Genomic DNA, 20,833 nt, shown 5'->3' on the forward strand with positions numbered 1-20,833 from the left:
ATATTGACGCTCAATGCTGCAGGACCGCGCCGCCGATTCCGGCAAGGCGAATTGCAAGCGAGAACGCGACATCCAGCAAATCTCTCGAGAGGCCGGCTGGATCAGAAATCACGACAGATGTCGGATCACGTTGATCCGACTGAATCATCCCGTTACGACGCAGGCATTTTCCCGGAGCGCGAAGGGCTGCATCGATCATAGCCACTGCAGCCACCAAAGCGGGATCGTTTCCGCCCCTGCCCTTCAGGCGATCCGCAATCCTTTCGAGGCCACATCCTCCTCCCGGAATGACGCCATCGCGGTATGCAGCACGCAGCGCGACAATGGCACGGCGTGCAACCTCCACCATCGCCGCAGAATCCGCCCCCCGGCGGATCGTCAGTTCCACCCATTGCCCTAACAGTCGGGCCTTGCGACGTTCAGCATGCTCACGATCAAAGGGCAGGTAGCGATGCGCATTGATCTCCGCTTCCGCTGCCGCGACACGTAAAGCAATATCCTGAACGCAGCCTGCAGCTTCCATCAGATGTGCGCGCGCGCCCTCAAACTTGAAATGCTTGGCTTTGCCCAACATGGCCGGCCTCAACATTTCGATCGATGTTCCCATGCGTGCGCAAATCAGTGTCGCACCGCTCGCAGCGGCAATATCTTCAAGAACTTCTGCCGCGCGCGCGCCAACATCGGCAAGAACAAGCGCCGCAATTTTCAAAATTCCGGCGCGCCGATTGCGCTCGACCAACTGAAGCGCCGCCCCCTCAATACCGCGGGCAACAATGACCAGCGCCTTGCCATTTGAAGCAAATCCCTCGATAACCGGGGAAAGCGTTTTGAAGTCTGCCAGAACTTCGTTTGCAACGATCAGATGTACGTTGTCCATCGCAGCAACAGCACCGGAACCAACCTGCCGTGCATCAAAACTGAAACCGTGACCGGAGATCACTCTCGTCTCGGCACCTTCCTTGACTTCGACCAATCCACTTGGCCCGGCCAGCCTGTCCGCCTCAAGGATCATCGGGACGAGACCCGCATCGACACCAGCAGCGGTGACAAGACCCGCTGCATCATCACATACCCGGGTTTCGGCCCTAAAAGCAGCAGTGATCGTCGGCCCCAAACTGGCAAGAGCCTCAATCACGCGTTCATTCTCGATGGACAGACCATTGGGCCGACATCTTTCGACCAGCGCAGCATCAGCCATCACGGCCAGCCGCGCAGTTCCATCACCGAACTGGCGCTCTGCATCGACAAGCACTTCTTTCAGCAGCCGTTCGGCATAATGCTCCGAGCACATCTGACGGGCAATTTCGCTGCCTGTGCGCGCCGCTAAAACACGATTGCCAGCCGAATAAATGACGTGCCGTCCGTCTGGCCCGATAGAGGCAGCAATGGCCCGCAATGCCGGGGCTATCGCCCTGGCCATGTCTTCTTGCAGTGGTTTTCCCGCCAGCGTGCGCACCGATCTAACCCCGGGTTAGCTTGCCGCTACGATTCAATTCGTCAAAGACCGCACGAGCAACCTCGATGGCATTGGGCGTGTCGGAATGAACGCAGATCGATTCCGCGACGACAGGCACGTCTTTGCCGGTCACCGAGCGCGTCAACCCATGCTCAATGGCACGCCGCACTTTCTCGGCCACATCCGCAGCCGCGATGGGCGGATGCTCACGAGAGATGATCTGACGCCCGTCGTCCCCATAGTCAATATCGACATAAAATTCACAACTGAAGGGGATACCGCGCCGGGAAAATACTTCGGACATGCAGCAATCGGAAAACGCGATAACCGGCACGCCAAACACCTCGGCGGCATCCGCAATCCCCTCGGCCACCGCCAGTTCGTTCTGCGCCATACCGAACAGTGAACCATGTGGCTTGATGTGCGAGAGCGTTACGCCTTCTGCACGCAAAAATCCTTCCAGAGCGCCTGTCTGGTAGATGGTCAGTGCCGCGACTTCTTCGCGGGTCATACGCATTGGCCGACGTCCGAATCCTTCACGATCTGGCAATCCTGGATGAGATCCGATGTTGATCCCTGCCTTTTTTGCGAGACGCACGGTCTTGGCCATCACGACGGGGTCGGAAGCGTGAAAACCGCAGGCAATATTGGCGTGCGTCACAAATGGCATGCAAGTCTCATCGTCGCCAAAACGATAGATGCCGAAGGCCTCTCCCATATCACAATTGACCGTAACCATTCTGTTCCCTTTTCTATTTGATATATAATATATCATTTTCCAGCGACCATCTGTCAATAGGAGAATATCGGTGCCATTGCGAAAGGGGTTAGATTGCCGTCAGCGGCAATAGTCGAACAGACATACAACGGAAACCGGTTCTACTGCCTTGGCGTTCGTTTTGCGAAACGGCCGCTTCCAACCGCGAGCACAATTCGTTTGAAATGAATGATCCGACGAGTTTATCGTTTTCAGCTACTTTCGAACGGGCTTTGTTGAAGAAGTCGGAAAGGTTAGAAAAGGGGCCGGTTTCGTGGACTGGAAGCGATCTCTCAATACCACCTTTGGTGCAACCAGTCTAAAGGCAACAGAATTACAGAAATGCACTTCTGCAGTGCTCTAGTGACGCATAAGGGGATATTTGACGCTCAACCCTCGGCATCCCGGACCACGCTATATGGGTCCTGATACGCCTTTGAGCCATTATCTGAAAACCATCTTACGTGGAATTATAACCAAATGACATATTGTTTAGCCAATTTTCTTTAAGGAAATAGTTATATCACGATTTTAAAACGGATTTTTATTAGATGCACAAATACATATTATATTACTTTAATATAACTTCTGATATAATACACGGATATTGGCCAAATACACTGTAATTTTCCACAAAATATAAATTTTACTTATTAAAATTATACAACAAACCTTCCTCATTATCTGCAGATGCGTTGCTGTTACGATTTCAGATTGCCAGTCAGATTCTATCTCACTTAAAGTGCAGTTTCCTCGCGATAGAAGATTAGATGATAGTTGTCAGTGGCTGCGAATCCGCTGCTACTATTGATAATGTAGCGGAAGAGTTGAATTGGCACGGTCGACAAACGACGTTGTGACAGCTCCAGATTGCCCGGTTGGTCAAGGTCGGTCAATCACTGAGAACTGGAGTGGCGTACTAGTAAGGCTTTCCTGCCGATCTCACGCGGAAGTTCGACAGTATACGGCCCGTGGACCACCTCACCCGTGGGCCGCGATGGAAATTTCGCTCGCGGCCTCAATAAGCCGGGCTTCCAACCTCCGGCGCTCGACCTCCGGCATATCGATGGGCAGAACGAAGCAGATCGTCGCCTCCACCGCGCCACGCGCATTGACCAAAGGGGACGCCAGACATTGTGTGAAATTGTTGATGGCACCGACGGTGCGAGCCAGTTGCTGTTTGCGATGCGCGTGACATTCGGCAATGAAGGCGGCTATATCTACCGCGTGCCCATTTGGTTGAAGGCGGTCTTCCGGCCCGAGCACTGTTTCGATTTCTTCCCCCGATAAGTCAGATAGCATCAATCGACCCGAAGCCGTCCACGGGATCGGTATCTGCGACCCGACTTCCGAGCTGATACGCAGCGGTCGAGAGCCGGGCCGGGCATGGATGATGACCTGCTTGCCTCGCAGGCGGATGCAGAGTTCGCACGTCTCACCCGTTTCCTTGACCAGTTGATCCACCATCTCGCGGCCGCGCGCCACGATATCGTTGGCGCGCAGGTAGCTCGCGCCATAAAGTTGCATTACTTTGCCGAAATAGACCTGCGCGTCCCTGATTTCGAGCAGACCCGCCTCGCTCAGAATATTCACCAGATCGTAAATCGTCGATTTCGGCGCGTCGAGCGCCCGGGGCAAATCCGCTAGGCGCGCAGGTCCGCCATGGTCCTGCAAATATGAAAAGAGCTTGAGAATGCGGTCTATCCCGCGTTCGCGCCCTCCCCGTGCCACGCGTGTGCCGGCTGCAATCTCCACAGAACTCATGCGTTGGTCCTTTCTGGTGCCATGACGGTTGCCAAACCGTATGTCTTATAATATCGTCCTAAATATAAGATTATAGTCCAATATATAAGACTACAGCAGATATCAAGGGAACAGATAGACAAACTTACGTGGAGGCAAAAATGACTGCAGGTAATGAGCGGCGTGAATTTCTTAAACTCGGCCTGGGTGGAGTAGCGCTCGGAGCGGCTGCCGCCGTGACGCTGAATGCGAAGGAAGCGGCAGCGCAGTCGGCGAGCGACAGCCTGCTGCGCACCGTTCTGGATCGAGGACACCTGATCGTCGGCACCGGTAGTACCAATGCTCCCTGGCACTTCGAAAACGACGCCGGCGAATTGGTCGGCATGGACATCACCATGGGCCGCATCATCGCCAAGGCCCTGTTTGATGACCCGACCAAGGTCGAATTCGTGAAGCAAGACGCACAGCAGCGCATTCCCAACATCGCCACCGGCAAGGTCGACATCACGCTCCAGTTCATGACGATCTCCGGCGCGCGCGCCCAGCTCATTAACTTCACGCGTCCCTATTACGTCGAGGGCGTCGCCCTTCTGACCAAACCGGACGCCGCAGCCAAGACATTCGACCAACTGAAGGCCAAGGGAAGCGGCGCGCGCATCGCGATCCTGCAAAATGTTGACGCAGAGACGACGGTACACGCAGTACTGCCGGAAGCGCAGGTCATGCAGATCGACACGCAGGCCAATGTGTTCCAAGCGCTGGACTCCAATCGAGCCGATGCCTCCGCCGTCGACCTGTCAAACGTGCGTTGGCTGGTTGCCAAAAACCCGGACCGTTATTTCGACGCTGGCAAGCAATGGAACGCCATGCTCTACGGCGGCGGTGTGCGCCAGGGCGACATCGACTGGCTGACGTTCGTAAACACCGCCTTCTCTATTGCTATGTTCGGCCATGACAACGCCTTGTACGATGCTGGCTTCAAGGAATATTTCGGCATGGAGCCGCCGGAACGCAAGCCGGGCTTCCCGTCCATCTGAGTCCGGAGCGCCCGACCGTATCCGCGGTCGGGCATTGTGGGGCGCGGCCGCCGCACATTGCGATCCGCCTTCCCGAAAGGAGCTGGAACGGAATGCGGTTTGCACCCGAAACCAACCTGATTCAATGCGCCGGGAGGCAAGCGCCCGCACATGAACTATCACATCAATTTCAACTTGATCTGGCGACATTTCGACAAGCTGTGGCAGGGCCTTGTACTCAGCCTTGAGCTTGCGGTGCTCTCGATCCTGATCGGCGGGATCATCGGGTTGGCGCTAGCCATCTGGTATGTGTCGGCCGGCAAGGTCGCGCGCGCGCTGATCTCGGCCTATGTTGAGGTTTTGCGCAACGTACCGCTGATCCTCCTGGTCTATATCGTCTTTTATGGCATCCCTACTGTCGTCAACATCGCCTACAGCCCGACCGTTTCCTTTGTCGCCACGCTGTCCCTCTATGCCGGGGCCTATTTGGTCGAGGTATTTCGCTCTGGGCTGGAGGCGGTTCCACGCGGACAGATCGACGCTGGCAAGGCCATCGGCCTGACTCCATGGCAGCGGCTGCTTTACGTGCGCCTGCCTACCATGACGCGCATTACGCTTCCCGCTCTGTCCAACACCTTCATCTCGCTGTTTAAGGATACGTCCGTGGCGTCGGTGATCGCTGTGCCTGAACTCACCTACGGCGCACAGTGGATCAATTTCAACACGTTCCGAATCGTCGAGGTCTATATCGTGACGACGGTGATGTATCTCATAACAGGATATGGCATCCTGCTCGGCCTACGCCAGCTGGAACGCCGCTTCAGGTCGGAGCGCTGAATCATGTCGTCCATCCTGTACGCCCTTCCCTTCCTTGGCAAAGGTCTTGCGATCACGCTGCTCGTGTCCGCGCTTGTCGTCCTTTTTTCGCTGGTCTCCGGCGTCATCCTCGGCGTCGGGTTAATCTACGGCCCACGCCCTCTACAATGGCTCATACGCCTGTTCAGCGACTGCATACGCGGCATCCCGATCCTCGTTTTGATCTTCGTGGTCTATTACGGTTTTCCGCCGCTCGGCGTTTCGATCAATTCCTTTTGGGCGGGTGTGGTGGCGCTGACGCTATTCAAGGCCGCGCAGGTCATCGAATATGTGCGTGGCGCCATTGTCTCGATCCCGAAGGGGCAGATGGAAGCCGCCAAGGCTATCGGCCTGACCTTCGTATCACGCCTGCGTTACGTGATTTTCCCGCAGGCCATCCGCCGCTTCCTACCTCCATGGATCAACGGCGTCACCGACGCAGTCAAGGGTAGCGCACTTGTTTCGCTCCTCGGTGTGGTCGATCTCATGCAGTCGATCAACGAAGTCATCGGTCGCACTTATGAGGCCATGGCGCTCTACCTGCTCGGCGCGTTCATTTATTTCGCAATCAATTATTCACTCTCGCTGGTCAGCCGCTCAGTAGAGCGACGCTACGCATATATCCGGGACTAACGCCATGACTGCAACTGACAAGCCGCTTCTCAGGATTGAGCGTCTGGAAAAAGCCTTCGGCGCCGTATCAGTGCTAAAGGGCATCGACATGCAGGTGAAGAAGGGGGAGGTCGTGGCTGTGATCGGCCCTTCAGGCAGCGGCAAGACCACGCTGCTGCGCTGCGTGAATTTTCTGGAAACTTACGATACCGGATCGATCCAAATCGAAGGGCGGGAAGTAGGCTATTCTGACACCGGCAACCGGAAGCGCCGAGGCGAAACAGACCTTGCCCGGATGCGCGCCGAAACCGGCATGGTGTTTCAGGGTTTCAACCTCTTTCCCCACCTGACGGCGGCGCAAAATGTCATGCTGGGCCTGACGAAAGTGCGCGGGAAGCCGAAGCCGGAAGCACGCGCCATCGCCGAACACTGGCTCAAGCGGGTCGGCCTCGGTCACCGCATCGACAACCTGCCATCCGAACTGTCGGGCGGCCAACAGCAGCGCGTGGGCATCGCCCGCGCAGTGGCTATGGAGCCGAAAATCCTGCTGCTGGACGAAATCACCTCGGCGCTCGATCCAGAACTGGTCGGTGAGGTGCTCGACGTGGTGCGCGAGTTGGCGCAGGAGGGTATGACGATGCTGATGGTGACGCACGAGATCGCCTTCGCCCGCGACGCCAGCGACCGCATCGTCTTCATGGACGAGGGCCGGGTTGCGGCTGAAGGCCCCCCGGTGCAACTAATGGCACAGGCTGGCCAAAACATGCGCCTGAACACCTTCCTGTCGCGTTTCAGAACCTCTCATTTGAACTAGGACCGCGTGCGCATGCCTCGTTATCGCCCCAATGCCGCGCTGGAGCGCGAGCTTCCCTCTGCTCCCAAACCGATTGGCACGTTTCGCAACGTGCTGGAGGTCGGCAATATGCTCTATATTTCCGGTCAGGGACCGCTGGACCAAGAAGGAGTCCTGCACAAAGGCAAGGTTGGCCGAGACGTCAGCACCGAAACGGCGAACCAACACGCCCGCCTTGTCGGCCTGAACCTACTCGCGGTGCTGACGGCGCATCTGGGCGACTTGCGACGCGTGAAGCGGGTCGTAAAACTGCTCGGTTTCGTCAACGCGGTCGACGATTTCGAAGAACATCCACGCGTCATCAACGGCTGTTCCGATTTTCTGGTCGAGGTCTTCGGCGACGACGGGGTGCACGCCCGTTCATCTATCGGCGTCGCCTCGCTACCCAACAACATCACGGTCGAAATAGAGGCGATCGTTGAAATCTTTTCTGAAGAACACAATGAAAGTCACGGCAATGGATAAGACTAATCCTCCACGTCCTAACCAGACGATCCGCGAACGCTTCGGTCTGCGCCCAATCATCAATGTCTCCGGCACGATGACAGCGCTTGGCGCGTCCATCATCGTTCCTGAAGCCATTCGCGCCATGGCCGAGATCGCACCACAATTCGTTGAGATGGACGACCTTCACCGCACCGCGAGCAACGTCGTCGCGCGACTGACCGGTGGCGAAGCAGGCTTCGTCACCGCGTCCTGCGCCAGCGGCATATCGCTGGCGCTAGCCGGCGCGATCACCGGAACCGATCTCCTCGCCATCGAACGTCTGCCTGACGTCGCTCCCGGCGCTAAGGATGAGATCATCGTCCAACTCGGTCATCTGGTGAATTTCGGCGGCAATATAGACCAATCGATCCGGCTTGCGGGAGGCAAAGTCATACACGCTGGCACCGTCAGCGTCACGCATGATTACCATGTCGCGAACGCGATTACCGACAAGACGGCGGCGGCACTCTTTGTCGTCTCCCACCACACCGTCCAATACGGCATGCTGTCGCTGGAGCAATTCGCCGAAATTTGCCACCTCAAAGGCGTGCCTGTGATCGTGGATGCAGCCTCCGAGTACGACCTTCAACGGTTCCTCAAGGAGGGAGCCGATATTGTCATCTATAGCGGCCACAAGTTCCTGGGCGGACCGACCACCGGCGTCGTTGCGGGCCGCAAAGATCTGGTGCGCTCGGCCTTTTTGCAGAATCGCGGTATAGGCCGCGGCATGAAGGTCGGCAAGGAAAGCGTCGCCGGGGTGATAGCAGCGCTAGAAGCTTGGGAAAGCCGCGATCACGCGGGGATCCGCGAACGGGAAACGGCGGCGCTTGAGCTCTGGCGCGCGACGCTAGAGGGCCATAAGGGCATCAAAGCCGACATTGTGCCCGACCCGACCGACAATCCGCTCGACCGACTGGAAATTCGCGTCACGCCCGAATCCGGGTTCTCGGCGGCAGGTTTCGCAAAAGCGCTGTCGCTGGCCGAACCGCCGATCATCGTCCGCAATCACGAAGTCGAGCGCGACCATTTCTATCTCGACCCCTGCAACCTGCATGAAGGCGAGGCCGAAATCGTCGCAGAAGCACTGAAGAAGACGTTGGCGGACACACGGCCCGAATATGCGCTTATGCGGCCGGGAAAGAGCAGTTCGTCGGCGTTGGCTTGGCCTGACTGACGGACAACCAAAGCACTTCCTGCATAGTGGAGACCTTTGATGCGCCCTATCAGAGAGAGTATCTCCGGTTGTTCAGGCAAGCAGCGTTTGTCGACAGGCTGGCCAGCGCTCGTAGACAAAGAGTATCCACAGTTTGACTGCAGCGATTGCGACGAAACCGAGGTAGGATTCCATTGTCTTTTGTTGTGGGTTGGCCACCTGCCTCCGGTCTTTGAGCTTATTGCAAGGCGCTCAAAAGCGAGTCGGTTTCTTTAAAGGTCACCCATAAGGAAAAGCTACCGCTAAATCGATTGAGCAATGGAAGACGACTTCGTGACATATGGCAAAATGGGGGGGCTATATGTGAGACTGGGACAGATCAGCAAGCTTATCGGAACGCGAATATAGATTCTTTTTTTTGAAATTCGATCTTCAGTAAGACTCATCAAGAAGACAATTAACCCAGAACTCCGAGACGCTTGCGCTGTTTGGTAGACCAACGATGTGCAATATAGAAGTTGCGATATCTTCCGGGCGGGTTAGTTCATCGGACTTCACTGCGAGGGCATTACCCATGTCAGTCGCCACCAGTCCCGGACAAATTGCAGTCGAACGTACCCCGTGTTCAAAACCTGCATGGCGTATCGCATGGGAAAAGCCAAGTGCGGCAAATTTAGAAACCGAGTATGCACCGGAAGCAGCCGACTTCACACGCTTGATCGCGGCGCCATGGAACGATTTCCGCACGAGTTTTCAGGCGGGCAGAGACAACGCGTCGGCATTGCACGCGCCCTTACGCTCGACCCCGAAATTCTGATTGCCGTCGAAGCGGTTTCTGCCCTCGACGTCTCGATACAGGCCCAGATTCTTAAATTATTGCAAAAAATGCAGAAGGACCGTGACCTTGCGATTGTCTTCATCACGCACGACTTGCGAGTTGCCAGCCAAATTTGCGATGATGTTTTAGTCATGCATCGCGGTACAGTCGTGGAATCTGGTCCGCCGAGCCGAATTTTCGGCAATCCGGCCAATGCCTACACTCGCAGTCTGGTTGCTGCAATTCCTGGACTTCACTAAGTCAGGTGCCGGCCGAGTGCTGCACTTGATAGCACCCGGCTATTTTTCCCCGCAGTTCGATAATATAGGCTTATAAAGTTTTAGCCCCAGTCATGATGGCGACTGCATCGGACATGGAAATCTCTGATGGTTTCACGACAGCCGCGCGCTTTCCAAGCCGTTGAATATGAATACGGTCGGCAACTTCAAAAACATGTGGCATATTGTGACTGATCAGTACGATCGGCAGTCCGCGTTTCTTAACATCCAGTAGGAGATCGAGTACTTTGCGCGACTCCTTCACACCGAGAGCGGCGGTCGGCTCATCAAGAATGATAACTCGCGAAGCGAACGCGACCGAACGGGCGACCGCAATTCCCTGTCTTTGCCCTCCTGAGAGTCCTTCCACCGGCTGGTCAATATTCTGGATCGTCATCAGTCCCAGTTCGGAGAGCTTTTCGCGAGCTACTTCGCGCATTTTTTTGCGATCAAGGCGACAAAGAAATCGGCCTGAAAAGCCAGTTTTACGGATTTCGCGTCCAAGAAACATATTATCCACAATGGACAGAGCCGGGGAAAGCGCCAAATTCTGGTACACAGTTTCAACGCCCGCTTCACGCGCCTCCAGTGCTGAACGGAATTGAACTGACTTTCCCATCAATTCGATTTCCCCTGCATCTGGCTTCGTGGCGCCAGAGAGAACTTTGATTAATGAAGATTTACCCGCACCATTATCCCCAATAACCGCGAGGATTTCGTTAGGATAGAGATCGAAATCCGCTCCATCCAGTGCCACAACATGGCCGTAGCGTTTCGTCAAACCACGTGCTTTGAAAATCGGATTTGCAGACATCACAGATTGACCTTTCTCAATCCTTGGTCAATGGCAACGGCGACAATCGATAGAACGCCGATGAGCAGGTAAGTCCATTGTGGATCGGCTCCAACCAGCCGTAACCCCAGCGAAAAACAACCTACCGTAAGCGCACCGAAGATTGTGCCAAGGATGGAACCTCGCCCGCCAAATAACGACGTGCCGCCAATTACAACCGCAGTGATTGACTCAATATTGGTGAACTGTCCCGCAGTCGGCGTGACAGACCCAAGACGGCCTATCAAAACCCAACCCGCAAATGCACAGATGACACCGGAGAGAATGTAAACGCTTATCAACATGCGGCGAACCCGAACGCCTGCCAGTTCTGCCGCAGCCGCATCGTCGCCCACGGCATAAACATGCCGCCCCCATGCGGTATGATTAAGCACATACCATAACAAGCTTATAAGCAGCACCATGGCAATTACACCATAGGTAAAGACTGCACCCCCAAGCTGCACTGATTGTCCGAAAAACTGCAGCAATGGCGCCGTTTCCGATATTCGCGCACTGGGTATGGTCTCATTGCCCGAGTAAATGAAGTTGCTGGCGAGGAATATCTGCCATGTACCAAGCGTCACGATAAAGGCTGGTAGCTTCACCACGGAAACAAGTATGCCGTTGATGTAACCACAGAAAGCACCAAGAGCCAACCCAATCAAAATTGCCAGTGGCGCCGGAAGGCCATAACGAAAAACACAGGCCCCCATCACAACCGACGTCAGAACCATGATTGCACCAACCGAGAGATCAATGCCTTTGGTGAGAATGACTAAGCTCTGCGCGGCAGCGACAATTCCGACGATCGCCACTTGTTGGAGAATAAGGGTCAAAGTGAAAGCCGAGAAAAACCGGCCACTCGTCAACAGGCCGAAGCCGGTAACGGTCAACAGCAGAATCAATAGCGGGATAATTGCTGGATTGCCGTGGACGCAATCTTGAACAAACCGTCCGAAGGATCGCTTTGATTGGAATTTTGCAATGCGTGTATCACTGTTACGTATCACGCTCTCAAAGTCGTCTACTTGTGTCATGATCTTGCCCATGAACTCTTCCAGCGCGGAGCCAATTTGACATTGGTCCTATCAAAAGCTGGAACTACGTGGTCCCATGAAGACCCGACGCCACACGCCGAATCTTCGTGGATAGCGAAGGTTTTTCAGCCCCAGCACTTCTCCAGGCCTTCCGCAACGCTGATTGAAGAGACACCCTCAGCCGCATCATCGGTCACAAGCGAAACGCCTGTATCGAAGAAATGTGCACCGTCTTCAAGCTTTGGCTTCTCGCCAGTATCAACCCATTTGCGAATTGCCTGAATTCCCAGGATAGACATTCGGCCTGGATATTGCTGTGACGTCGCCGCAAGTGTTCCGGCCTTAATATTCTTCACCCCCTGACAGCCGCCATCAATAGAAACGAGCAAAACCTTATCGGACATGCCGAGCGACTTGAGTGTCTCAAACGCTCCTGCAGCAGCAGGTTCATTGATCGTATAGACGACGTTGAGAGACGGATCGCGTTGGAGCAGATTTTCCATAGCAGATCGGCCACCTTCTTCATTACCATTGGTAACGTCGTGACCGATTATCCGCTTGTCATCTTCATCGCCGATGACATTAACGTTTTTGGTGTCAATCCCGAAGCCGGTCATGAACCCTTGGTCGCGTTGAACATCCAGCGTCGGCTGGGAGGCATTGAGATCAAGAAACGCAATACGCGCATTGGAGGCTTCGTCCCCGAGCCTCGCCTTGACCCATTGGCCGATCAATTCGCCCGCCTTGAAATTGTCGGTAGCAAAAGTGGCATCCACTGCATCATAAGGTTCAACCGGGCTGTCGAACGCAACAACCATGATACCTGCTGCGCGAGCTTTCTGGATGGCCGGAACCACTGCTTTGCTGTCCGATGGATCGATCAAGATGCCCTTCACGCCTGCGAGAATGCAAGTTTCAAGCGCTTCGATCTGGCTGATACTGTCACCATCATCGCGACCGGCATACATTGAGAGCTTGATATTCTGCTTCTTGGCTTCTTCGATCGCAGCATTTTTCATAGTTATGAAAAACGGATTGGTATCCGTCTTTGTGATAACGCAAGCACTAGCCGGTGCTTGTGCGCTTGCCGCAGTCAAACCTGCCACGGATGTCACTGCAATCGCAACAAGCCCAATCCCAAAACGGCGTGAAAACAATCCCATTTCAACCTCCCATTGTCGCCCATCTACACCGCTCCGGAAATGGCTGCGGTATATAAATCCTCATAAATGTAGTAAATATTCATAATCATAAATGTCAATGATATTATTCGGCAATTTCTAGATATAATCTTTTATTATAATAAAACAATGCGTATTAAAATTACATAAAAATGGAAAACAAAGTAAAAACTTCCTCTAGGAAACGCCGATAGTGCCACCAGCTTAGCCAATGACACCATCGAGACTTGACCAAGAATTCCGACTTACCGGATTTACTTGATTTAGCTATTTATAGTCTTCTCGTGGAACATGATATGATCGTTCCATGACGTAAAGATTAGCCGCGTCTTTTTACAGACAACCAGTATGAAAGCCACCATCTACGGGCAGTGTGACGCCAGTGATGAAACAAGCCGCAGGCGACGCAAGGAATAGAGCTGCGCCAACCAGATCCTCAGTTTCTCCCCAGCGTTTCAGAGCTGCACGCTGCGCGATAGGCTTCTCGGTAGCTGGGTTTTCCCACAGAGCACGCGTCATATCCGTGCGATGATAGCCCGGTCCGATAGCGTTCACGCGCACACCGTCTGGACCAAACTTATGCGCAAGAACACGCGTAAGCCCAAGAATACCGGTCTTGCTTGCGGTGTAAGATGGCACACCTGTATCGGCGAGATAGCTCAACATCGAAGCGATCGCAATCACCGACCCCTTGCTTTCCTTCAGCTTTGGATATGCGGCCATGGTGAGGCGGAAAACGCTGTTCAGATTGATGTCCATGACATCGTTGAACACATCGTTCTCCCATTCTGTCGTGTCCCGTGCAACGCCCTGCGCGTTGATCAGCACATCGATCCTTGTCTGCTTCTCCATGAAGGCAATGGCATCGTCATTGCTACGTACGTCGAGTTCATAGAACTCAATGCCCTTGTTGGCATCGTCTTTCTCAGCCTTTTCGATCTTGGCTACAGAGCTTCCGCTGGCCGCGACAGAAGCACCAAGCGCTGCAAATCCGCGCGCCATTTCAAGACCGATGCCACTCGTTGCGCCCGAAACCAGAACACGCTTGCCTGCAAACAGGTCTTTGGCGAAAGACGAAATAACTTCCTGCATGATAACCTCCCGATAAATGCTAGATGAGCTGCTTTAATGCGGCGACGACCATATCCGGCGTTACCTTGATCGGCTCATTGTGAATGATTTCACCGGCGCGGCAGGCGCGCTTGGCGACGATTTCCAGTTTCTCGTCCGTCGCTTCTTCAATGCCGATATCGGCAAGACGGGTCGGCAATCGCACAGAAAGACAGAATTCACGAACCTTCTGGAATTCCTCTTCCGCACCATGCAATTTGAGACCTGCGAGAACACCAATGGCGACTTTTTCACCATGCAGATGATGATGAACATCATCCAGCTCGCAAAGGCCATGATGAATAGCATGAGCAGCCGCCACCCCGCCGGATTCAAAGCCGACGCCCGAAAGCAGGATATTCGCTTCGATCACGCGTTCCATCGCTGGACCGGCCTGCTTGGCGTCGCACTCCTTGAGCGACGCTGCGCCAAATTCAAAGATCGTATCGCGGCAAAAACGTGCAACTTCATAAGCAAGACTGACGCCTTGCATTTTCATGCAGTTGAAAGCGCCAGACTGGCGGCAGGAGTCCGCTTCATAGAAGGTTGCAAGTGCATCACCGATACCAGCAGCGAGGAAGCGTGCCGGAGCCTGTGCGATCAGCGCTATATCCACCAAAACCAGATTAGGGTTGCTTGGCAGAAACGTATCATATGCCACCGAACCATCATCGTTATAGACAACGGCAAGCGCGCTGCATGGAGCATCGGACGCTGCAATGGTCGGGTGGATGATCGATGGAAGACCGAGATCGCGGGCCGCAGCCTTTGCCGTGTCGAGTGCCTTGCCACCACCGACGCCGATAACGACTTTCGCTCCGGCTTCGCGGGCTTGTGCAACAAGAGCCGCAATCTGGCTTTCAGAGCACTCTCCACCATGGCGCACGATACGTGCCCCTGGACCAGACGCAAAAGCCGCATCGACCTTTGGCTTCAATATATCAAAAATGCCATTATCGAGAAGAACGACTGCCTTATCGCCGAAGCTTGCGGCCTCTTCGCCAAGGCGCGCGATAACGCCCGCACCTTGAATATAACGGCCGGGGAAGCGTGCGCCACGCACGGTTGAAGCTGCATTTACCAACATACATAGCCTCCATCGGCCAGAACGATCGAGCCTGTCATCAGGCTTGATGCATCACTTGCAAGGAAAAGAATGACAGAGGCGACTTCGTCCGTGCGCCCAAGACGGTTCATTGGTGTGCCACCAACCCAATGACGATACATTTCAGGATCATCATAGACGTATTTGTTCATTTCTGTGTCGATATAGGTCGGCGCTACCGAGTTGACGCGAACCCCACGCGCGCCCCATTCAGCAGCTAGCGAACGTGTCAGGTGGTGCACTGCCGCCTTGGATGCGTTGTAGTTCGCCTGTTCCTGCGGGCGGTTGACCACGAAACCGGACATGGAACCCACATTGACGATATTGCCTGAGCCATTTTCCAGCATCGACTTGCCAAATGCGCGGCAGCACCAGAACACACCGTTCAGATTAACATCGATCACCTTGTTCCAGACGTCATCGGCCATGGCTTCAGCAGGATGATTGCTGATCGCGATACCGGCATTGTTGACGAGAATATCGACGCGGCCATGTCGCGCAATAATTGAATCATGCACGCGCTGAACGCCTTCAACATCCGTAACATCCAGCAGTTCGCCCTCGACGCTGTAGCCTTTGGCGGCGAGTGCAGTGATAGCCTTGTCCAGCAGTTCCTGACTCATATCGGTGAGCACTACCTTTGCTCCAGCTTCCGCCAGCGCCTCAGAGGCAGAAAGGCCTATGCCGCGCGCGGCGCCCGTGACGACTGCAATCTTGCCGTCAATTCTGAACTTTTCGAGAAACATGGAAATGCTATCCTTGTCTGACTTGCTATTGGACAACCGCTCTCAAAAGCGGCTGCAAACTGGAAAGAAGGTTTTCAGGATTGGCGGTTACAACGCCGTTCGGAAAAATGAGGTCGGTGCGGTGCGGCTCTGGCCACCCGATAACAGTCATGCCAGCAGCGAGACCTGCAAGAGCACCCGGCACGCTGTCTTCTACAACGATGCATTGCGACGGCTCGAGGCCAAGCAGATAAGCACCGCGCAAATAGGGCTCCGCCGCGGGCTTGCCTTCCCGCACATCATTGCGCGATACACTGATGAAATCAGGGCGCTGCAACCCAACTGCCCGAAGATTTGCGTCCATGAGCATACGGTCCGAATTGGAGACGATAGCGTAAGGAATGCCCGCCTCATCGAGATACTGCAACACGGCGGCCGCGCCGGGGCGTAGTTTCAAGCGGGTTGCCCCACTGACATAAGCTGCATATTTCGCTTGGATGAAGGCTCCTAGATCAGCCGTCATACCGGTCTCATTCCGCAGCAGGGCATGACAATCGGCGATAGTCGTGCCGGTTACGCGGTTTTCGAAGTTCTCAGGGACCGTGCCCGACAAGGCGGCGATCGCCCCTAGAAGGGTTTCATAGTGAAATGGCTCACTGTCAATGAGTGTGCCATCCATATCGAACAGAACCGCATGCGCACTCATTGCGGCAGCCTGTCGAGATCGTCATAGAGCGATTGGCTATGCGTATATAGTTTCTCAAAGAAGGCCTGCATTGGCGCATAAATTTCTGACCATTTCGGGTCCGGCTTGATCTCGGTCGAATATTGCACAAGCGCGTCGGCAGCTTCCTCAACGCTTGAGTAATGTCCTGTTGCGGCGGCTGTCATAATCGCACAACCAACCAGACCGCACTCGGCCTCCTTCGGCACGAGAATGGGAATGCCATAGACACTCGCCTTGATTTTCAGCCACAGCTCCGTCTTCGCACCACCACCAGACGCGATCACGCGCTCAAGCCTGGAGCCGGAAATACTGTCGAGAATATTGATATGGCGCTTCACGGCAAAGGCAACGCCTTCCAACACCGAGCGATGGAGATGAGAAATGCCATGAGCAGCACCAATGCCAAAATACTGCGCCCGCGCGTTGCGGTGTTCGCCAAGGCGCTCGCCCGCAAGATATGGCATGAAGAATAGACGCTCGGAGCCAGCAGGCGCCTGTGCTGACTTCGTCACGATTTCCTCGTAGGAAACCTGTTTGTCGTGGAACGCACGACGGGCCCAGCGCATTGCATCGCCGCCGGATTCCAGCAACATGAACGCGCCCCAGTTTCCTTCTACCGTACCGACGTTGCAGACGGATGGGTCAAGCAATGGCTTTTCCGCAATCGCAGTGATGATCGCCGACGTGCCCATCACTTCCGAGCCAACACCCGGACGACAAACACCAGAACCAAGCAATGCGACCGGATAATCCGCACCACCAACCAGAACCGGCGTCCCCTCACGAAGCCCTGTCTCCAGTGCGGCTTCTGCCGTAACACTACCGAGTATCTCAGTGGGGTTCCGCAATGGTGCAAGCTGTTGGCGATTTAGGCCAAGCAAGTCGACCATATGTTGCGACCAGTCGCCTGTGCGCGGGTCCATCAGGAAGCTCGCGCCACCATCATTGCGATCCATCGCGATTTCGCCAGTAAGCTTCAGATTGATGTAATCCTTCGGCATCAGAATGGCGGCGGCGCGCGCAAAGGCCTCCGCGTCGTGATCCCGGAGCCATTGCAATTTGAACCCCGGCCATGAAGGTGCTGCTGGATTGGCACTGTGCGCCAGATAGTCTGCCGGGCGATGCTTTGCTTCAAAGGCAGTTACATAATCGACAGTGCGCTTGTCGTTCCACAAGGGGGCGGTGTCGCGCACCAGTTCTCCCTTGTCACCAACCAGTACCGTGCCGTGCATCTGCCCGCAGGCAGCGACGGCTACGATCCTGTCTCTCGCAGCCGGCACCCCATCCAGCACCTCACGGATCGACGTGATCACGCCCTGCCACCAGTCTCCAGGACGTTGCTCCGACCAGCCAAATTGCGGCACAATCTGTTCGTGTTCACGGGCGGCAATCGCGACTATATTGCCACGGCCATCCATAAGGGCGGCGCGCACGCTGCCCGTTCCGACGTCGATTGCAAGTGAAAGTTCATTTGGCATGGAACACGTCATTGATTTTTGGGAGGACGGATGGTTGTCTTAAGACTTGCGCAGCCAGCTCGACGCATATTGCAGAAGCATCGCGCCAATGATGATGCAGCCCATGAAGACCTGCTGATGATAGCCCGGAACACGCGCAAGGTTCATCATATTTGCGATAATCCCAAGAATGATGACGCCGATGAAGGTATTAAACGCACCGCCGCGACCGCCCATCAGGCTCGCGCCACCGATAACAACCGCCGCGATTGCATCAAGCTCGGCGCCGACGCTGATATTGGCCGACCCGATACCGGTACGACTTGTGGAGATGATACCGGCAGCAGCAGCCAGAACACCGGAAATTACATAAACCGACAGCGTATAATAAGAGACCGAGATACCCGACAGGCGAACAGCCTCGGAATTGGAGCCTATGGCCTTAACCAGGCGACCAAAGCGTGTGAAGGTGAGAACCGCACCGGCAATTACGAAGACAACGATCATGAGGATGACCGGATATGGGATACTCCCCAGCGTACCTGAACCGAAGGCTGTTACCGCAGAACCAGCCTCACCCATCATAATCGGCTGGCCGGACGAGAAGATGAAAGCAAGCCCGCGCGCGATGGTCATGACTGCAAGGGTCGTCACAAAAGGCGGCAGCTTGAGATAAGCCACCAGAATACCGGACACGAGGCCACAGGCAGCACCGGCAAGCAGTACACCGCCGACAGCCATTCCTGTTCCATATTGCTGAATGAGTATGGCAGACAACACACTTCCCAGTGCCGCCACAGAACCAACCGACAAATCGATCCCACGTGTCAGAATGACGAACAGCATACCAACCGCCATGAGGCTTGGGCCAGCCACCTGACGCAGCACATTCATAATATTGCGTTCAGTTAGGAACACATTTGACAAGGAGGCAGCTACGATCAGAACTGCAATCAGAATGGCAACGGTGCCATACCGGTTGAGAAGAGCTCCGGCATTGAAGTTTTTCTTCGGCGTTTCAAGAACTTCGGTCACAGTTTTATCCAATCAATTAACTGCTGCAGAAAGCTCTGCGCTGGCCGTGTTGACCATGGCAAGCTTCAACAAATTTTCTTCAGAGTATTCCTCCGGCTGCAACGAACCCGTCACCGCGCCTTCGCGCATGACCAAAATCCGGTCGCACAGACCGAAAAGCTCAAGATGTTCGGAGGAAATCACCACAACCGCCCGCCCCTCAGCCGCAAGCGATTTGATGAGCGAATAGATTTCCGTCTTGGCGCCAACATCGACACCACGGGTGGGTTCATCGAAAATCAGCACGTCGCCATCGGCATGAAACCACTTGGCGAGGACAACCTTCTGCTGATTGCCGCCCGACAGGCTTGATGCCGGATCTTCAATACTACCTGCCTTTAGACGGAGACGTTTTGACAGCGCCTCAACAGTAGAGCGCTCCGCGCCGCCTTTTACGAAACCAAACAGATTCACCAAAGGAGCAAGCTTCGCCATGGTAGAATTAACGCGGATCGGGAAGTCGAGGATCAAACCCTGATCCTTGCGACTTTCGGGTACAAGACCGATACCAGCCTTCACACCTTCACGCGGGTTACGAATGGTTTTTTCTTTGCCATGGACGAAAACCCGTCCTGATTTCGCCCGCTCCGCACCGAAAACCAGTCGCATGAGTTCTGTACGCCCTGCTCCGACGAGGCCACCTAGGCCGATGATCTCACCAGCCTTGACCGTCAGTGACACGCCCTTGATACGGGAGCCGTCCGAGAGTTCTTCGATACGCAGAACTTCATTGCCAACTTTCCGCTCAATATCCTCACCGAAAAGCGCCTTCAGCGGGCGACCGACCATGAGACGAATGACATCATCAACCGTTACAGACGCACATTCAGTCGTGGTGATGGAAGCGCCGTCCTTCATGATCGTAATACGATCAGCGATGCTGAAAACTTCATCCAGGCGATGCGAGATGTAGATGATACCAACACCGCGCTCGCGCAGTGTACGGATGATATCGAGGAGACGGTTTGCGTCACGTGCGGACAGCACGGCGGTAGGCTCATCAAACACCATCACGCGCGCATTGCGTGACAAGGCTTTCGCGATCTCCACAACCTGCTGATGCGCGATTGGAAGATCGCCGACAAGAGCACTGGGAGAAATGGAAAATCCAAGGCTCGTAATAAGTTCTTTTGCACGGCTGTTGAGTTCTGGCCATGAAATGACCGATGGCAGCATCCACATAAAGATGTTTTCGGCAACGGTCAGATCAGTTGCCAATGCCATTTCTTGATGAATGACGGCGATACCTTTGGACATCGCATCCATAGGGCCGCGAAAATGCTGCACTTCGCCCGCGACATTGACTTCGCCACGAGTGGGCGAAAACTCCCCGCCGAGAACGCGCATCAACGTCGATTTGCCCGCCCCATTCTCACCAAGCAAAGCATGAACTTCGCCTGCGCGAAGCGCGAAGTCGACACCACGAAGCGCATGAACTCCGCCAAATGACTTCGCTATGCCGGACAGCTCTACAAGATTTTCCATTTCAATCATTCCAGATCTTCAAGACCCAGGACGCTCCACCCGAATTTCAGTTCAGCCCGTAAGAAATGGTC

Annotated in this window: 20 protein-coding genes and 1 pseudogene; 7 read left to right on the plus strand and 14 right to left on the minus strand. The window is 54.8% G+C overall.

What is annotated here, in order from left to right:
• Positions 1–10 precede the first annotated feature (10 nt).
• The 3 genes from FHW03_RS11230 to FHW03_RS11240 all read right to left on the minus strand — a co-directional run bounded on the left by FHW03_RS11230 (position 11) and on the right by FHW03_RS11240 (position 3,977).
• A complete protein-coding gene (locus FHW03_RS11230; protein ID WP_182520699.1) occupies positions 11–1,420 on the minus strand; it encodes a TCP-1/cpn60 chaperonin family protein in 1,410 nt (469 codons plus the stop codon).
• A gap of 40 nt (positions 1,421–1,460) precedes the next feature.
• Complete coding sequence (pxpA, locus tag FHW03_RS11235) at positions 1,461–2,195, minus strand: 5-oxoprolinase subunit PxpA (protein WP_182520700.1); 735 nt, start codon at positions 2,193–2,195, stop codon at positions 1,461–1,463.
• Between the two features lie 999 nt (positions 2,196–3,194).
• On the minus strand, positions 3,195–3,977 hold the full coding sequence (locus tag FHW03_RS11240; protein WP_182520701.1) for an IclR family transcriptional regulator: 783 nt from the start codon (positions 3,975–3,977) through the stop codon (positions 3,195–3,197).
• Positions 3,978–4,117: 140 nt separating this feature from the next.
• On the opposite strand from FHW03_RS11240, the gene FHW03_RS11245 reads away from it, so the two are divergent.
• From FHW03_RS11245 to FHW03_RS11270, 6 genes are all read left to right on the plus strand, one after another.
• Complete coding sequence (locus FHW03_RS11245) at positions 4,118–4,993, plus strand: transporter substrate-binding domain-containing protein (protein WP_182520702.1); 876 nt, start codon at positions 4,118–4,120, stop codon at positions 4,991–4,993.
• 150 nt (positions 4,994–5,143) lie between these two features.
• A complete protein-coding gene (locus FHW03_RS11250) occupies positions 5,144–5,809 on the plus strand; it encodes an amino acid ABC transporter permease (RefSeq protein WP_113534400.1) in 666 nt (221 codons plus the stop codon).
• Between the two features lie 3 nt (positions 5,810–5,812).
• The gene (locus FHW03_RS11255; protein WP_113534399.1) at positions 5,813–6,460 is read left to right on the plus strand and encodes an amino acid ABC transporter permease; all 648 of its coding nucleotides are present in this window, start codon (positions 5,813–5,815) and stop codon (positions 6,458–6,460) included.
• A gap of 4 nt (positions 6,461–6,464) precedes the next feature.
• Positions 6,465–7,253, plus strand: a complete 789-nt coding sequence (locus FHW03_RS11260; protein WP_113534398.1) for an amino acid ABC transporter ATP-binding protein — start codon at positions 6,465–6,467, stop codon at positions 7,251–7,253.
• 12 nt (positions 7,254–7,265) lie between these two features.
• Complete coding sequence (locus tag FHW03_RS11265) at positions 7,266–7,757, plus strand: RidA family protein (protein ID WP_113534397.1); 492 nt, start codon at positions 7,266–7,268, stop codon at positions 7,755–7,757.
• A complete protein-coding gene (locus FHW03_RS11270) occupies positions 7,750–8,952 on the plus strand; it encodes an aminotransferase class V-fold PLP-dependent enzyme (protein WP_182520703.1) in 1,203 nt (400 codons plus the stop codon). The genes FHW03_RS11265 and FHW03_RS11270 overlap by 8 nt, the downstream gene beginning before the upstream one ends.
• A 411-nt stretch (positions 8,953–9,363) precedes the next feature.
• Here FHW03_RS11270 and FHW03_RS11275 read toward each other — a convergent pair whose 3' ends face one another.
• On the minus strand, positions 9,364–9,678 hold the full coding sequence (locus tag FHW03_RS11275; RefSeq protein WP_377514625.1) for an SDR family NAD(P)-dependent oxidoreductase: 315 nt from the start codon (positions 9,676–9,678) through the stop codon (positions 9,364–9,366).
• Between FHW03_RS11275 and FHW03_RS11280 the strand changes: the two are divergent.
• Positions 9,637–10,008: pseudogene (locus FHW03_RS11280) on the plus strand (ATP-binding cassette domain-containing protein); the annotation flags it as partial. The gene FHW03_RS11275 and the pseudogene FHW03_RS11280 overlap by 42 nt on opposite strands.
• Before the next feature lie 70 nt (positions 10,009–10,078).
• Here the strand turns inward: FHW03_RS11280 and FHW03_RS11285 are convergent.
• The 10 genes from FHW03_RS11285 to FHW03_RS11330 form a co-directional block, all read right to left on the minus strand.
• A complete protein-coding gene (locus FHW03_RS11285; protein ID WP_182520705.1) occupies positions 10,079–10,840 on the minus strand; it encodes an ATP-binding cassette domain-containing protein in 762 nt (253 codons plus the stop codon).
• Positions 10,840–11,910, minus strand: a complete 1,071-nt coding sequence (locus FHW03_RS11290; protein WP_182520706.1) for an ABC transporter permease — start codon at positions 11,908–11,910, stop codon at positions 10,840–10,842. Before FHW03_RS11290 ends, FHW03_RS11285 begins: the two co-directional genes overlap by 1 nt.
• A 113-nt stretch (positions 11,911–12,023) precedes the next feature.
• Positions 12,024–13,061 (minus strand): substrate-binding domain-containing protein, encoded by a 1,038-nt coding sequence (locus FHW03_RS11295; protein WP_182520707.1) that lies wholly within the window; start codon positions 13,059–13,061, stop codon positions 12,024–12,026.
• Between the two features lie 351 nt (positions 13,062–13,412).
• A complete protein-coding gene (locus FHW03_RS11300) occupies positions 13,413–14,171 on the minus strand; it encodes an SDR family NAD(P)-dependent oxidoreductase (RefSeq protein ID WP_171319073.1) in 759 nt (252 codons plus the stop codon).
• Between the two features lie 19 nt (positions 14,172–14,190).
• Positions 14,191–15,276, minus strand: a complete 1,086-nt coding sequence (locus FHW03_RS11305; RefSeq protein WP_061347432.1) for a glycerol dehydrogenase — start codon at positions 15,274–15,276, stop codon at positions 14,191–14,193.
• Entirely contained in the window at positions 15,267–16,040 is a 774-nt protein-coding gene (locus tag FHW03_RS11310; protein WP_182520708.1) for an SDR family oxidoreductase, read from the minus strand. Before FHW03_RS11310 ends, FHW03_RS11305 begins: the two co-directional genes overlap by 10 nt.
• Before the next feature lie 25 nt (positions 16,041–16,065).
• Positions 16,066–16,725, minus strand: coding sequence for an HAD family phosphatase (locus FHW03_RS11315; protein ID WP_182520709.1), 660 nt, complete (start codon positions 16,723–16,725; stop codon positions 16,066–16,068).
• Positions 16,722–18,224 carry an FGGY family carbohydrate kinase gene (locus tag FHW03_RS11320; RefSeq protein ID WP_182520710.1) on the minus strand — a complete coding sequence of 501 codons (1,503 nt, stop codon included), beginning with the start codon at positions 18,222–18,224 and terminating at the stop codon, positions 16,722–16,724. The genes FHW03_RS11315 and FHW03_RS11320 overlap by 4 nt, the downstream gene beginning before the upstream one ends.
• Before the next feature lie 39 nt (positions 18,225–18,263).
• Entirely contained in the window at positions 18,264–19,238 is a 975-nt protein-coding gene (locus tag FHW03_RS11325; protein WP_377514629.1) for an ABC transporter permease, read from the minus strand.
• Between the two features lie 12 nt (positions 19,239–19,250).
• The gene (locus tag FHW03_RS11330) at positions 19,251–20,762 is read right to left on the minus strand and encodes a sugar ABC transporter ATP-binding protein (RefSeq protein ID WP_182520712.1); all 1,512 of its coding nucleotides are present in this window, start codon (positions 20,760–20,762) and stop codon (positions 19,251–19,253) included.
• Positions 20,763–20,833 lie beyond the last annotated feature (71 nt).

Source organism: Ochrobactrum sp. RH2CCR150 (assembly GCA_014138095.1).
Classification (GTDB): Bacteria; Pseudomonadota; Alphaproteobacteria; order Rhizobiales; family Rhizobiaceae; genus Brucella; species Brucella gambitense.

Excerpts from the sequence above, each read along its gene's own strand:
- FHW03_RS11230 (WP_182520699.1), bottom strand. The coding sequence starts at position 1,420 with ATGGCCAGGGCGATAGCCCCGGCATTGCGGGCCATTGCTGCCTCTATC.
- pxpA (WP_182520700.1), bottom strand. The coding sequence starts at position 2,195 with ATGGTTACGGTCAATTGTGATATGGGAGAGGCCTTCGGCATCTATCGT.
- FHW03_RS11240 (WP_182520701.1), bottom strand. The coding sequence starts at position 3,977 with ATGAGTTCTGTGGAGATTGCAGCCGGCACACGCGTGGCACGGGGAGGG.
- FHW03_RS11245 (WP_182520702.1), top strand. The coding sequence starts at position 4,118 with ATGACTGCAGGTAATGAGCGGCGTGAATTTCTTAAACTCGGCCTGGGT.
- FHW03_RS11250 (WP_113534400.1), top strand. The coding sequence starts at position 5,144 with ATGAACTATCACATCAATTTCAACTTGATCTGGCGACATTTCGACAAG.
- FHW03_RS11255 (WP_113534399.1), top strand. The coding sequence starts at position 5,813 with ATGTCGTCCATCCTGTACGCCCTTCCCTTCCTTGGCAAAGGTCTTGCG.
- FHW03_RS11260 (WP_113534398.1), top strand. The coding sequence starts at position 6,465 with ATGACTGCAACTGACAAGCCGCTTCTCAGGATTGAGCGTCTGGAAAAA.
- FHW03_RS11265 (WP_113534397.1), top strand. The coding sequence starts at position 7,266 with ATGCCTCGTTATCGCCCCAATGCCGCGCTGGAGCGCGAGCTTCCCTCT.
- FHW03_RS11270 (WP_182520703.1), top strand. The coding sequence starts at position 7,750 with ATGGATAAGACTAATCCTCCACGTCCTAACCAGACGATCCGCGAACGC.
- FHW03_RS11285 (WP_182520705.1), bottom strand. The coding sequence starts at position 10,840 with ATGTCTGCAAATCCGATTTTCAAAGCACGTGGTTTGACGAAACGCTAC.
- FHW03_RS11290 (WP_182520706.1), bottom strand. The coding sequence starts at position 11,910 with ATGGGCAAGATCATGACACAAGTAGACGACTTTGAGAGCGTGATACGT.
- FHW03_RS11295 (WP_182520707.1), bottom strand. The coding sequence starts at position 13,061 with ATGGGATTGTTTTCACGCCGTTTTGGGATTGGGCTTGTTGCGATTGCA.
- FHW03_RS11300 (WP_171319073.1), bottom strand. The coding sequence starts at position 14,171 with ATGCAGGAAGTTATTTCGTCTTTCGCCAAAGACCTGTTTGCAGGCAAG.
- FHW03_RS11305 (WP_061347432.1), bottom strand. The coding sequence starts at position 15,276 with ATGTTGGTAAATGCAGCTTCAACCGTGCGTGGCGCACGCTTCCCCGGC.
- FHW03_RS11310 (WP_182520708.1), bottom strand. The coding sequence starts at position 16,040 with ATGTTTCTCGAAAAGTTCAGAATTGACGGCAAGATTGCAGTCGTCACG.
- FHW03_RS11315 (WP_182520709.1), bottom strand. The coding sequence starts at position 16,725 with ATGAGTGCGCATGCGGTTCTGTTCGATATGGATGGCACACTCATTGAC.
- FHW03_RS11320 (WP_182520710.1), bottom strand. The coding sequence starts at position 18,224 with ATGCCAAATGAACTTTCACTTGCAATCGACGTCGGAACGGGCAGCGTG.
- FHW03_RS11330 (WP_182520712.1), bottom strand. The coding sequence starts at position 20,762 with ATGGAAAATCTTGTAGAGCTGTCCGGCATAGCGAAGTCATTTGGCGGA.